We start from the raw sequence: 13,805 nt of genomic DNA on the forward strand, positions 1-13,805 counted from the left end.
CTCTCGGGGCCGTCGCGTGGAACCCCGGCAAGGCCTTTGCGGCGAGTCGTGGAACCTGGAGGGCGACGGTGCCCTTCCCGACCCGCTCGCAGCCTGTGGTCCCGGGAGCGGTGGCGGACGGGAGGCGCGTGGCGGCACCGCATCGCGCCTCCCGTCGGCCGGGTGGCAGGCCTGGCGGCGGGGGTCGCCGAGCGGTTCAGCTCCGTCAAGGACGGCGTCGCCGGGGTCATCGAGCGAGTCGTCTCCGTCACGCGCGGCGGTCTGCGCCGCCGCGCCCCGCCCGCCGCGCGGAACGCCCACGGCGTGTCCTGCGCGCCCGCACCGGAGACCTCCCGGACACGCGGAGGACGTCGGTGTCGGCGGTTAGGCTTGTCCCGCCCCGCAGCTGTCCCCGTCGAAACCGGAGGTCCCGTGTCGGATTCCGACTCCTTCGTCCACCTGCACGTGCACAGCGAGTACTCGATGCTCGACGGCGCGGCCAGGTTGAACGACCTGGTCGCCGAGACCGCCGCGCAGGGCATGCCGGCCGTCGCGGTCACGGACCACGGCAACATGTTCGGCGCGTTCGAGTTCTGGAAGGCCGCCAAGGCCGGCGGCGTGAAGCCCATCATCGGGACCGAGGCGTACATCACGCCCCGCACCCACCGCTCGGACAAGACCCGCGTCCGCTGGGGCGACGGTGGCGGCGACGACGTGTCCGGTTCGGGTGCGTACACGCACATGACGATGTTCGCCGAGAACACGACCGGCATGCACAACCTGTTCCGGCTGTCGAGCCGGGCGTCGATCGAGGGCTACTACTTCAAGCCCCGCATGGACATCGAGCTCCTCGAGCAGTACCACGAGGGGATCATCGCGACGACGGGCTGCCCCTCCGGCGAGATCCAGACGCGCCTGCGCCTCGGCCAGTACGACGAGGCGCTCAAGGCAGCGGCGGACTACCGCGACATCTTCGGCAAGGACAACTACTTCGCCGAGATCATGGACCACGGGCTCGAGATCGAGCGCCGGGTCATCGAGGACGTCGTCCGCATCTCGAAGGACCTCGGCATCCCGTTGGTCGGCACCAACGACCTGCACTACACGCACTCGCACGACGCGAAGTCGCACGCGGCGCTCCTCTGCGTGCAGTCCGGCTCGACGCTGAACGACCCGAACCGCTTCAAGTTCGACGCCGACGAGTTCTACCTGAAGACCCCGCAGCAGATGCGCCACGTCTTCCGCGACCACCCCGAGGCCTGCGACAACACGCTCCTGATCGCGGAGCGGTGCAACGTCGAGTTCGACACCGCCGCGAACTACATGCCGAAGTTCCCCGTGCCCGAGGGCGAGACCGAGCACTCGTGGTTCGAGAAGGAGGTCGCGAAGGGCCTGCGGTACCGGTACCCGGACGGCATCTCGAAGGAGGTCCAGGACCGCGCCGACTACGAGGTCGGGATCATCAACCAGATGGGCTTCCCGGGGTACTTCCTGGTGGTCGCCGACTTCATCAACTGGTCGAAGAACAACGGCATCCGTGTCGGCCCGGGCCGTGGTTCCGGTGCCGGCTCGATGGTGGCGTACGCGATGCGCATCACCGACCTCGACCCGATCCGGCACGGCCTGATCTTCGAGCGCTTCCTCAACCCGGACCGCGTCTCGATGCCCGACTTCGACGTCGACTTCGACGACCGGCGCCGCGGCGAGGCGATCAAGTACGTCACCGAGAAGTACGGGTCGGAGCGCGTCGCGCAGATCGTCACCTACGGCACGATCAAGGCGAAGCAGGCGCTGAAGGACTCCTCGCGTGTGCTCGGCTTCCCGTTCGGCATGGGCGAGAAGCTCACGAAGGCGATGCCGCCGCCCGTGATGGGCAAGGACATCCCGCTCACCGGGATCTTCGACAAGGACCACCCCCGGTACAAGGAGGCGGTCGACGTCCGCACGGTCGTCGAGACCGACCCCGAGGCGAAGACCGTCTTCGACACCGCGCTCGGGCTCGAGGGCCTGAAGCGCCAGTGGGGCGTGCACGCCGCCGGCGTGATCATGTCGAGCGAGCCGCTCATCGACATCATCCCGGTGATGAAGCGCGAGCAGGACGGCCAGATCGTCACGCAGTTCGACTACCCGGCAGCGGAGTCGCTCGGCCTGATCAAGATGGACTTCCTGGGCCTCCGGAACCTGACGATCATCAGTGACGCCCTCGACAACATCAAGACGAACCGCGGGATCGAGCTCGACCTCGAGACCATGGGCCTCGAGGACGAAGCGGCGTACCAGCTGCTGCAGCGCGGTGACACCCTCGGCGTGTTCCAGCTCGACGGCGGCCCGATGCGCGGCCTGCTCCGGCTCATGAAGCCGGACAACTTCGAGGACATCTCCGCGCTCATCGCCCTGTACCGACCGGGGCCGATGGGTGCGAACTCGCACACGAACTACGCGCTCCGCAAGAACGGCGAGCAGCCGATCACGCCGATCCACCCGGAGCTCGAGGAGCCCCTGCAGGACATCATCGGCACGACCTACGGCCTGATCATCTACCAGGAGCAGGTCATGGCCATCGCGCAGAAGGTCGCCGGGTTCTCGCTCGGTCAGGCGGACATCCTCCGCCGCGCGATGGGCAAGAAGAAGAAGTCCGAGCTCGACAAGCAGTACGCCGGCTTCGAGAAGGGCATGCAGGACAACGGCTACTCGGCCGCTGCGATCAAGACCCTCTGGGACATCCTGCTGCCGTTCTCCGACTACGCCTTCAACAAGGCGCACTCGGCTGCCTACGGCGTGGTGTCGTTCTGGACCGCCTACCTCAAGGCGCACTACCCGGCCGAGTACATGGCGGCGCTGCTGACCAGTGTCGGCGACGCCCGTGACAAGCTCGCGCTCTACCTCAACGAGTGCCGCCGCATGGGCATCCGGGTGATGCCGCCGGACGTCAACGAGTCCATCGGCTTCTTCGCGGCCGTCGGCGACGACATCCGCTTCGGCATGGGCGCGATCCGCAACGTCGGCTTCAACGTCGTCGACGACATCGTGAAGGCCCGGACCGAGAAGGGCGCGTTCGAGTCGTTCCACGACTTCCTGCGGAAGATCCCGATCTCGTCGGCGAACAAGCGGACCGTCGAGTCGCTCATCAAGGCGGGTGCCTTCGACGAGTTCGGCGACACCCGACGGGCGCTCGTCGAGATCCACGAGGGCGCGGTCGAGGGCGCGGTCAAGGTCAAGCGCGACGAGGCGAACGGCAACGTCGGGTTCGACTTCGACTCGCTGTTCGCCGAGGTCGCCGAGGAGACGCCCGCGGCGGCGCAGGTCTCGCAGGTGCCGGATCGTCCGGAGTGGTCCAAGCGCGACAAGCTCGCGTTCGAGCGGGACATGCTCGGGCTGTACGTGTCCGACCACCCCCTGGCCGGACTCGAGATCGAGCTCGCGAAGCACCAGTCGATCACCATCGCCGACCTGATCGCCGCCGACGACGGCATCGAGGGCGAGACTGTCACGGTCGCCGGACTCCTGACGAGCGTGCAGCACCGTGTGGCGAAGTCGAGCGGCAACCCGTACGGCATCGTGCAGATCGAGGACTTCGGCGGCGAGATCGGCGTGATGTTCCTCGGCAAGACCTACCAGGAGTTCGGGCCGTCGCTCGTCGCGGACTCGATCGTGGTGCTCCGCGGCCGCGTCAACGTCCGTGACGACGGCAAGGCGCTGCACGCGGTGAGCATGTTCCAGCCCAACGTCGGCGACGCGATGGGGTCCGGGCCGCTCACGCTGTCCCTGCCGGAGCGGCAGGCGACGACCTCGACGGTCACGGAGCTGGCGGCGGTGCTCGGGCGACACCAGGGCGAGACCGAGGTGCGCCTCAAGCTGCTGAAGGACGACGTCGCGCGGACGTTCGAGCTGCCGTTCCCGGTGAACCTGACGCCCGACCTGTTCGGCGAGCTGAAGAGCCTGCTCGGCCCGCGCTGCCTGGTCTGACGTGGTGCGCACCCGCCCCGACGCCGCGGTCCTGCGCGCGTTCGGGGTCGGTGCGCACCGGCCGGAGCGCCTGGCCGGGGGTCGTGGGCTGACCTGGCGGGCAGGGCCCGTCGTCCTCCGGCCGCACGACGGCGTGGTCACCGACTGGCGGTCGGGGGTGCTCGCTGACCTGACGGGGTCGCCCGCGTACCGGGTGCCCCGTCCGGTGGCGACGCTGGACGGCGGATGGCGTGCGGGCCCGTGGGAGGCCTGGGAGGCGGTCGCGGGACGGGTCGACGAGCGCCGCGTCGGCGAGGTGCTCGCTGCGGGCCGTGCGTTCCAGGACGCGGTCCGGCACGTCCCGAGACCGGCGTTCCTCGACGTGCTCGACGACCCGTGGAGCGTGGCCGACCGCATCGCGTGGGGCGAGCGGGCCGCGCCGACCGAGCCGGCACTGGACCGCCTGGTGGCGGCGTTCCGCCCGGTGGACGCACCGTCGCGACTGGTGCACGGGGACCTGCTCGGCAACGTGCTGTTCGCCGACGGTGCGGCCCCCGCCGTGATCGACTGGCCGCCCTACTGGCGTCCTGCCGGTGTCGGAGCGGCGATCGCGGTCGCCGACGCGGTCTGTTGGCACGACCTGCCGGTGGCGGAGGCGCTGGCCCTCGACACCGGCGACGTCGCGTGGCGGCAGCTGCTCGTGCGTGCGCTGGTGTTCCGGATCGCCACCGCGGTCCTGCTCGGCGGGTGGGACGCGGCGCAGGCGGCGCGGCACGCTCCGCTGGTGCGCGCCGTCACGGAGGACGGCACCGACTGACGGACGGGAGGCGCGTGGGTGCGCCGCCACGTGCCTCCCGTCCGCCGGTGGGAGCGTCGGTCAGCGCGCGACGGTCAGGACGCCGTCCCGCTGCACGATCGTGCCCGAGCGCGGGGTCCAGACGGTGAAGCCGTCGACCTCGTGCCGGGACAGGTCGGCACCGCGGTCGTCGAGGAAGCGCTCGACCTCGTCGCTCGGTGGGAAGCGGCGGTCGTCGCCGACCACGAGTGCGACGAACGGACCGTCGTCCGGCTCCATCGAGCCACGACCGGCGAAGTAGGGCTCGGTCAGTGTCGGGGTCGCGGCGGCGAACAGCACGCCCCCGCGCGCGCGACCGTGATCCCGCAGCCACGTGTCGACGACGGCGATGCCGGTCGGACGGGTCTCCGCGATCGTGACGCTCTGCACCGCCGACGGCACCGCGAGTGCGACGACGACCGCCCCGGCCACGACGACGCCGGTCGGACGGGGCAGGGCCGTCACCAGCCGACCGAGACCGATCGCCGCGACGGCGACGAGGAGCGGCATCCAGGCGGCGTAGTAGTTGGCGAGCGCGATGTGGGCCACGACCGTGTAGAAGACGACCAGGCAGCCGAGGGCGGTCCCGAGGTACGCGACGAGACGTCCGGGGCGCAGGACCACGGCGGCGACGAGCCCGACCAGCAGCGTGACGGTCGTGGCGGCACCGACCCCGTTCCAGAGGAACCAGGCGTTCGCCCACCACGGTGCGAAGGTGTGGACGGTACCGGCGATGCTCAGCGGGTGGCCGTGCTCGTTCTGCCCGTCCTGGAACCGCACCATGTACGCGATCGCGGAGCGCATGCCCATCGGTGCGTAGAGGGCGACCGTGACGAGGACGAACGCGACGAGCCAGGCGACGCCACCGGTCAGGAGGCGACGGGGCTGCCGGAAGAGCAGGGGCAGCAGCACGAAGGCGGGCAGCAGGACGACGGTCGACACCTTCGTCGTGACGGACATCGCGAAGAGCACGCCGGAGAGGGGTGCGAGCCACCCCCTGCCGGTGCGGATCCAGGCCCACGCCGTCGCCAGTGCGAGGACGGCGAGGCAGATCATGACGGGGTCGAGCAGGGCGTACCGGTCCACGCGACTGCCGAGGAAGTCGCGCGGTGTCAGCAGCCACGCACCGGCCGCCAGGAGACCCGTCCAGTGGCCGCACTCGTTCCGGAGCCACCAGTAGAGGGTCGCGCCGACGACGAGCACGAGCACCGCGACCGCGATCCGCGGACCGAGGACGCCCTGACCGAGGAGGAGCTGCGCGGCGCCGAACAGGTACTTGCCGGTCGGCGGGTGCTCACGGTTCGCGGCGAAGTCCCCGTGCACGTAGGACCAGCCCGCGCGGACGTAGATCGACTCGTCACCGTGGACGTTGTGGCCGAGCAGGTTCCAGGTGCACTGGTAGAGCGCCCAGACGGCGACCAGGACGAGTGCGGCGAGCCGGGTGGCCCGCGTGTCGAGACGGTGCCGGAGCAGCTGCGGACCCGGTGTCACGCGCCCCCGCGACCCGTGATGGCGCGGATGCGAGCCACGATGCGCGGGTTGCGAGCGCCGAAGGTCAGCGCGGTCAGCCGTCGGATCGAGACGGTGGCACGGTGGACGAGCAGTCCGGTGGCCTCGGCGATGTCGGAGACCGAGAGCCAGCGAGCGCGGAGGGCGCTCGGGTCGATGTCGTTGCGTGCGGTCTCACGGATGATCCGGACGAGGTGCGCGCCGCCCTTCCACGTGGTGCTGCGGTTCTCGAAGCGGCGGAGGATGCGGTCGATGGCGGAGGCACGGTGGTTGGACACCGCGTGGGACCAGCGGGCGTCGTGCGCGACCGGGTCGACCAGGACCCACCGCGGCGCGTTCGCGTTGAGGGCGGACAGCTGGGGGAACGTCGTCAGCGCGCCGAGGGCGACGGCGACGTCGAAGACCTGGCGCGGACGACCGCCGACGGCGATGGTGGCACCGGGGAGCCCGTGTCGTGCGGTGCGGAGCTGCGACCGGGCGACGACCACCGTGACCACGACGTCGTCGGGTGCCGCCGCGAGCAGGTCGCGCACCCGCGCGATGACGTCGTCGGTCAGCTCCGCCGGCAGGTGCACGGCGACGCGGACGACGTCGTCGTCGGGCAGGAAGGTGTCGGCGAAGACGTCGACCGCGTCACGGTACCGGGCCAGGAACAACGCGACGGCGCCGGCGTAGAAGGGGTAGCGCTCGAGCAGGATGCGCTCGTGCTCGAGGCGCAACGACGGACCGCGGTCGCCGCTGAAGCTCGTGGAGCCCGCGTGCAGGACGAGGGCGCGGTTGGCCAGCACCGAGGTGAAGCCCGCCTCGTTGATCCGGAGGCAGAAGTCGTTCTCCTCGCCGTAGCCCGGCGAGAACACCGGGTCGAACAGCCCGAAGCGGTCCACCATCTCGCGACGGATGAGGAAGCAGAAGCCCATCGCGACGGGGGAGACCGTGGAGCGGGGGAGCAGGTACTTCGTGCGGCCGTGCAGCTCGCGGGTCCGCCGGGGTGCGAGCGTCGCGCGGGGGTTGCGGCGGGCGTACGGGAACGAGGCGATGGTGGCGTTGTCACTCCGGGCGCAGACGACGCCGATCGTGTCGTCGGACGCGAGCACCGCGGTCATCTCGTCGAGGAAGCCCGGCATCGGGATCGTGTCGCTGTTGAGGAGCAGCACGTCGTTGCCCGTGGTGTCGAGGTCGAGCACCGCGCGGTTGCAGTTGCCGACGAAGCCCAGGTTGGCGGGGTTCCGCGTGTACTCGAAGCCCGGGTGGTCACCGACGAGCTCGAGCACCCGCTGCTCGATCCGGTCGACGTTCGGCCCGACGTCGTTCGCGAGGAGCACCCGGTCGACGTCGAAGTCGATCGTCTCGAGCAGCGCCTCGATGCAGCGCTCCAGGCCCGGCAGGTCGTCGTAGATCGGGACGACGACGGTGACCGGTCGACGATCCCGGCTCACCGGCGCACCAGCTTCCGGACCACGACCGCCGGCCGGGCGAGCACGCGGCCGACGAGACCGCTCCGGCTGCGGACACGGTTCGCCAGGAGGCCGACGGCGGCGCGTGCGCTCGTCGCGCCGAGGGACGCGTAGGCGCCGGGCAGCTCGAACCAGTAGCGCGCGACCTGGGGGAGCCGGTAGCCCTCGGTGCCGACCAGGGCGACCAGCCGTGCGATGGCGGCTGCGTTGTCGTGACCCGACCCCGTGACGGTGGCGAGGCGGTCCGGAGCGGCTGCCCCGTGCCTCCTGGCCGAGTCGGGGTCCGCGGCGTACGCGGCCAGCGCGTCCGCCAGCCCTGCGGCGTCGTCGGCGTCGACCAGCGTGCCGGTCTCGCCCGGCGCGACCAGTTCGGCGCTGCCGCCCTCGCGGGTGGCGACGACGGCGCGGCCGAGCGCCATGTACTCGGCCGTGGTGCGGCCGAACGCCTCGATCGTGGAGGGCGTGACGCAGACGTCGGCGGCCTCGACGAACGGAGCCGGGGTGTGCTGCTCGCCGGCGAACACGACGTGGTCGGCGACGCCCAGCGCGCGGGCGCGGTCGAGCAGGCGGACGTCCTCGCCCGGGTGCTTCCAGCTGCCGACGAAGCAGACGCTCGCCGTGGTGCCGCGGCGGCGCAGCTCGCCGAGCGCATCGACGACCCGGTGCTGGCCCTTCGACTCCTCGACGCGACCGACCACGGTGATCCGCAGGCCGGGGTCCGGTTGCGGGAAGGGCGTGATCGCGGGTGCCTCGTGGCGGGTGGCGAGCAGCCGGTCGACGTCCACGGTCGGGTAGACGACGGAGAGCTTCTCGGCGGGGACGTACTGTGCGAGGTGGTCGCGCATCGCCTCGGAGTTGGTGATCACCGCGCCGGACATCAGCCCGATGTCGCCGAGGACCCCGGCGCGGCCGGTCTGGAACTGCAGGCCGTGGTCGAGGTCGCCGTACTCGCGGACGAACCACGCCTGGGGGATGCCCAGCACCGCCGCTGCGAACGACGCCCACGGCGCCACCAGCGTGTTCGTCACGACGAGGTCCGGGCGCTGGCGCTCGTAGAGCCGGATGATCGCGTTCACGGCCGCGTAGTCGACGGTGGCGAAGGCGGCGCGCTCGGCGGCCGGCGCGGGCTGCGGGCTCGGCAAGGCCCACCCGCGGAAGCGGAGTGCGTCGTACTGCCAACCGCGCTGCTCGAGGGCCTCGATGAACTTGCCCCGAGGTGCCTTGGTGACGAAGGACGGGGTGAAGGTCGGGTCGCTGGCCTGCCAGTCCTCCACGAGACGGAGGAGCGAGCGCTCGGCCCCACCGAGGTTCACCGGCGCCGTCGAGTGGTTGGCGAAGCTGACGAGCACCGTGCAAGCCTACTCAGGAATGACAAGTGTTCGTGAAATGGCCATCCGGTTCCGACCGCGTTCACGCTCGTCGTGCGCCCCGCCGACCGCCGTGTCCGTGGGCATGTGCGAGGATGGACCGTCCCGAATCCGATCAGGAGCGCTCCCGTGCGCCCCGGAGGAGCCAGCACTCGAAGCATGTCGTACCTGAACGAGCTCGTCTCTTCGCGCGAGTTGCTGGCGAACCTCACAGCGCGTGAGGTGAAGGGCAAGTACCGCCGGACCGTCTTCGGACAGCTGTGGTCGCTGATCAACCCGCTCGCGACGATGCTGATCTACACGATCGTCTACTCGTTCATCTTCCGGGCGAGACTCGAGGTCGGTGACCCCAGTGGGCTGAACATCTACCCCCTCTGGCTGATGTGCGGACTGCTGCCGTGGATCTTCACGCGCAACGTCATCAACTCCGGGATGACCTCGATCGTGGCCAACGGGTCGCTCATCAAGAAGGTCTACTTCCCCCGCATGACGCTGCCGCTCGCGGCCGTCGGGTCCTTCGGGTTCACCTGGCTCGTCGAGATGGGTGTGCTGCTCATCGCCCTCGCCCTCGCCGGCTCGAAGTTCTGGCTGTTCCTGCCGCTCATCGCCCTGACCATGGTCTTCCTCGCGATGTTCGCCGCCGGTGTCGGGCTGATCCTGTCGATCGTCAACGTGCACTTCCGCGACATGCAGCACCTCGTGGGCATCGGCCTGCAGATGTGGATGTACCTCTCGCCGATCATCTACCCGCTGTCGCTGGTCGAGGACGCGGCGAACAAGGCCGGTCACCCGTGGATCGTGACCGTCTACAAGCTCAACCCCATCGAGCGGTTCTCCGAGGTCTTCCGCAACCTCATGTACGACAACCGTCTCCCCGAATGGACCGACCTGGTCGCGTGCGCCCTCGCAGGCTGCGTCTCGCTCGCACTCGGCTACCTCGTGTTCTCCCGCAACGAGAAGAAGCTGGCCGAACTGCTGTGACCGATGCCGCCGTCTCCGTCGAACACGTCTCCAAGCGGTTCCGCATGTACCACGAGCGGAACGACTCGCTGAAGAGCATGGTGATGCGCGGCAAGAAGTCCGTGCACGAGGACTTCTGGGCGCTCAAGGACGTGTCGTTCGAGGTGCCGCAGGGCACCACCTTCGGGCTCATCGGGAAGAACGGGTCCGGGAAGTCGACGCTGCTGAAGTGCCTGGCGAAGATCCTGTGGCCCGAGGAGGGCTCGATCACCGCGCGCGGCAAGCAGGCGTCGCTGCTCGAGGTCGGGTCGGGGTTCCACCCGGAGCTGTCCGGGCGGGAGAACGTGTTCCTGAACGGGTCGATCCTCGGGATGAGCCGGAAGGAGGTCGCACGGAAGTTCGACGACATCGTGTCGTTCTCCGGTGTCGGCCACTTCATCGACCAGCCCGTGAAGAACTACTCGTCGGGCATGTACGTGCGGCTCGGGTTCTCGGTCGCCGTCGCGGTCACGCCGGACATCCTCGTCGTCGACGAGGTCCTGGCCGTGGGCGACGCCACGTTCCAGAAGCGCTGCCGCACGAAGTTCAAGGAGATGAAGCAGGAGGGCCGGACGGTCATCCTCGTCTCCCACTCGATGAGCACCGTCAAGGACATGTGCGACGAGGTGGCCTGGCTGAACCAGGGAGAGCTCAAGATGATCGGCAAGACGGACGAGGTCGTGAAGGCGTACAACGCGACCGTCTGATCCGCCACCGGAGCGGGGAGCTCCCTTCCGTCGCGCGCAGCTTCCTGAGTGAACATGCGGGTCCGGTACTGTGCTGTGCATGGCCACAGCCCAGAAGACGAAGACTCGGAGCTGGCTGCGCCGGACTCCCTCGCTCGACCGCTTCATCTCGGAGCATGCACAGCCGCTACAGGAGCTGCAGCGCCCCGTCGTCCTGATCGCCGGCTACCGGACCAGGGAGACGCTCGCGACCTGGCGGAACGCCTTCCAGTTCCGACTCCACGTCATCACGCCGCACGACGTCATCCCGGTCATCGACGGGATCGCCTCGTTCGCTGCGACGTCGACGGAAGCGATGGAGGAGTACATCGCCTCCATCGGCCCCGTCGCGGCGGTCATCGACGAGGAAGCCGAAGACCTGCCGATCCGTCTCGAGCGGTTCCAGCGATTCTTCTGGCACGTGTCGTCAGGGGGGTTCTACATCACCCCGATCACGACCATCTCGAGCGCCTGGGACGCTGGACGGCAGGCGCTGAGTGCCAAGAAGCTCTCCGACGACGAGGTGGCCGAGCTCGACCGCTCCGCCGGGCTGACGCTCGATGACGACGGGTACAGCGTCACCGTCAAGAACCGCGATCACCTGGCGAAGGTCAAGGACGAGGACGCGATGACGGTCCTCCCCGGACGTCTCGGCGCGAACAACGTCCGGCTCATGGGGTCGCGCGGGTCGGGTAAGGGGCCGAAGTCACTGCACTTCGAGAGCCATGGAGCGCGTCGGCGTATGCGTCTCCCTGCGCCTCAGATGAAGTACCCGGAACTGACGTTGAAGGACTTCCACGGACCGACGCAGCTGCGCGACGCGATGCTGGCGGTGAACGGGTCGACCGTGTTGCCGTCGTCGTTCAAGCACCCGTGGCGCGCTTGGAACGACAACCTCGTCAACTACAACGACCGTGTCGCGACGCTGACCACTGACGACCACCGCGCGGATTACCTGGCGGGCGAGTACTACGACCTCACCTGCGCGGTCCCCGGACACTTCGGCCACGTCATGACGGAGTCGCTTGCGAAGCTCTGGGGCTGGCGCGAGGCGAAGCGGCAGATCCCCGGCCTCAAGGCCTTCTACCGCATGCCGTCTGCCGATCACGAGCCGACCTTCGAGAAGGCCTTGTTCACGGCTGCCGGGATCGACGAGCGCGACCTCCACTGGGAGCACCGCGACGTGACGGTGGACCGCTTCGTCAGCGCGTCCCAGGCATGGCAGAACGGCGGTTGGCACTTCGTCCACCCGGTCATCGTGGACACGTGGAAGGAACTCCGCAAGAACCTGGTCGAGGACGACGAGACCAGTCCGCGCAAGATCTTCGTGTCACGGCAGCGCGGCGCTGAGAACCGCGCGGTCCGGAACCTCGCGGAGGTCGAGCAGTACTTCGAGGATCGCGGCTTCGCGGTGATCTACCCGGAAGAGCTCTCGACCAGGGGACAGGCCACCGTGTTCGGGAACGCTCGAGTGATCGCTGGCCTCGCGGGTTCCGGCATGTTCAACATGCTCTTCGCCGAGCACCTCGAGAAGGTCATCCTGCTGTCGCACGATTCCTACACCGCCCGCAACGAACACATCTACGCGTCACTCCTGGCGGACGAGTTCCACTACTTCTGGTCGCCGGCTGATCAAGAGCAGGGCAAGAGCGGGTTCGACCTCGAGGCGTTCCACTCGTCGTGGGAGTTCGACTTCGAGACGAACCGGGCAGCGCTCGATCAGGTCACTGGTTGACGACGGGTGCCGGCGCCGCGTGGCCCGTTCCGGGCGTTGCCACGCGCTCCGTGCATTCGGAGAGGTCTCGCGCGAGCGCTGACCGCAGTGCCCTCGACGTCCGTCGTTCGAAGCCGAAGTGGACGACTGCGGCGAGCGTGACGGCGACCCCGGTGGCAATGAGCACAGCAGGGATCCAGCCGAGCTCCTGCGAGTGACGGATCACGACCCAACCGATCTGCTCGTGGACGAGGTAGAGCGGGTAGGTCAGTGCTCCTGCGACCGTCAACCACCTCCACCGGATGCGACGGAGTGGCGTGACTGTCACCGAGAGGACTGCGAGGAAGCTCAGGGCCACGGCTGCCGTCGCGGCGACCGACGGCACACCCGCTCCCGTCGTCCCGAGGATCCGCTCCGCTGCCTCGGGGACGGAGGTTGCGAAGGCCATGAGCGCGACGAAGCCCAGCGCGAGCCAACGCAGGAGCGAGTTGCCCCTCTTGCTGATCAGGTAGATGAGCATGCCACCCGCGAAGAGCGCTGCGTGCTGCCACACGAGGACGTAGGCAAGGAAGTCCAGGTGTGTCTTGTGAGCGATCGCTGCGACGACCGGCCACGCGACGGCAAAGGCCACGATGCGCCGTTCCGTCATGCCGACCAGGACGAAGATCCCGATGAGCGCGTAGAAGCGCATCTCGACCCAGAGCGTCCAGTAGACGCCGTCGATGTGCTGTACCCCGAAGGACTCCTGCAACATGGTCAGGTTGATGAGGACGTCGCTCGCCCGGAACCACCGCGCTCCGTCGACCAGCAACACCGCTGCCGTCAGCAGGACGCAGACCCAGTACGCCGGGTAGAGACGCGAGATGCGTGATGAGACGAAGTCCCGGATGGACCGATCCCAGGCAGTCATGAGGATGACGAACCCGCTGATCACGAAGAAGAGGTCGACTCCGAAGAGCCCGTACTTCGTGACGTCGAACACGGCGGGCGCCTGTGTCTGGATCGGAGTGCTCCATGCGTCGGTCTTCCGCGCCGTGAAGTGGAACGCGACGACGGCGAGGGCCGCCGCGAGCCGCAGACCGTCGAGCAGAGCGAACCGTTCGCGAGCGGTCTTCGTGCTGCGACGGGTCGAGATCGGCGGCGGTGAGGTCTCGACCATGCGTCGTCGCTTTCGGTGTGAGGAGGAGCAGATCAACGCAGCGCGGGGCGGTACAGCGCTCCGATGACGTGGCACAGCCACAGCTCCGCGGTACGCCAGCATGCTACGGCACGGTGAGC

At 69.0% G+C, this 13,805-nt stretch carries 9 protein-coding genes; 5 read left to right on the plus strand and 4 right to left on the minus strand.

Annotated elements, in window-relative coordinates:
* Positions 1–462: 462 nt before the first annotated feature.
* Both dnaE and QUG93_RS07460 read left to right on the plus strand, forming a co-directional pair.
* A complete protein-coding gene (gene dnaE / locus QUG93_RS07455) occupies positions 463–3,945 on the plus strand; it encodes a DNA polymerase III subunit alpha (protein WP_434533093.1) in 3,483 nt (1,160 codons plus the stop codon).
* A 4-nt stretch (positions 3,946–3,949) separates the two neighbouring features.
* On the plus strand, positions 3,950–4,741 hold the full coding sequence (locus tag QUG93_RS07460) for a hypothetical protein (RefSeq protein WP_289473296.1): 792 nt from the start codon (positions 3,950–3,952) through the stop codon (positions 4,739–4,741).
* Positions 4,742–4,801: 60 nt separating this feature from the next.
* Here the strand turns inward: QUG93_RS07460 and QUG93_RS07465 are convergent, their stop codons facing one another.
* Genes QUG93_RS07465 through QUG93_RS07475 form a run of 3 tightly spaced genes read right to left on the minus strand, consistent with a single transcriptional unit; the run spans position 4,802 to position 9,071 of the window.
* Entirely contained in the window at positions 4,802–6,250 is a 1,449-nt protein-coding gene (locus QUG93_RS07465; RefSeq protein WP_289473297.1) for an ArnT family glycosyltransferase, read from the minus strand.
* Positions 6,247–7,704 carry a glycosyltransferase family 2 protein gene (locus tag QUG93_RS07470; RefSeq protein ID WP_289473298.1) on the minus strand — a complete coding sequence of 486 codons (1,458 nt, stop codon included), beginning with the start codon at positions 7,702–7,704 and terminating at the stop codon, positions 6,247–6,249. The genes QUG93_RS07465 and QUG93_RS07470 overlap by 4 nt, the downstream gene beginning before the upstream one ends.
* On the minus strand, positions 7,701–9,071 hold the full coding sequence (locus QUG93_RS07475) for a glycosyltransferase (RefSeq protein ID WP_289473299.1): 1,371 nt from the start codon (positions 9,069–9,071) through the stop codon (positions 7,701–7,703). The genes QUG93_RS07470 and QUG93_RS07475 overlap by 4 nt, the downstream gene beginning before the upstream one ends.
* 177 nt (positions 9,072–9,248) lie before the next feature.
* On the opposite strand from QUG93_RS07475, the gene QUG93_RS07480 reads away from it, so the two are divergent.
* The 3 genes from QUG93_RS07480 (at position 9,249) to QUG93_RS07490 (ending at position 12,548) form a co-directional block, all read left to right on the plus strand.
* A complete protein-coding gene (locus QUG93_RS07480) occupies positions 9,249–10,070 on the plus strand; it encodes an ABC transporter permease (protein WP_289473300.1) in 822 nt (273 codons plus the stop codon).
* Positions 10,067–10,795 carry an ABC transporter ATP-binding protein gene (locus QUG93_RS07485; RefSeq protein ID WP_289473301.1) on the plus strand — a complete coding sequence of 243 codons (729 nt, stop codon included), beginning with the start codon at positions 10,067–10,069 and terminating at the stop codon, positions 10,793–10,795. Before QUG93_RS07480 ends, QUG93_RS07485 begins: the two co-directional genes overlap by 4 nt.
* A gap of 79 nt (positions 10,796–10,874) precedes the next feature.
* Positions 10,875–12,548: a glycosyltransferase family 61 protein gene (locus QUG93_RS07490; RefSeq protein WP_289473302.1), complete on the plus strand. Its 1,674-nt coding sequence runs from the start codon at positions 10,875–10,877 to the stop codon at positions 12,546–12,548.
* On the opposite strand, the gene QUG93_RS07495 is transcribed toward QUG93_RS07490, so the two are convergent.
* Positions 12,538–13,686, minus strand: coding sequence for an acyltransferase family protein (locus QUG93_RS07495; protein ID WP_289473303.1), 1,149 nt, complete (start codon positions 13,684–13,686; stop codon positions 12,538–12,540). The genes QUG93_RS07490 and QUG93_RS07495 overlap by 11 nt on opposite strands.
* Positions 13,687–13,805: the final 119 nt, after the last annotated feature.

This window comes from Curtobacterium caseinilyticum, assembly GCF_030363035.1.
Taxonomy (GTDB): domain Bacteria; phylum Actinomycetota; class Actinomycetes; order Actinomycetales; family Microbacteriaceae; genus Curtobacterium; species Curtobacterium caseinilyticum.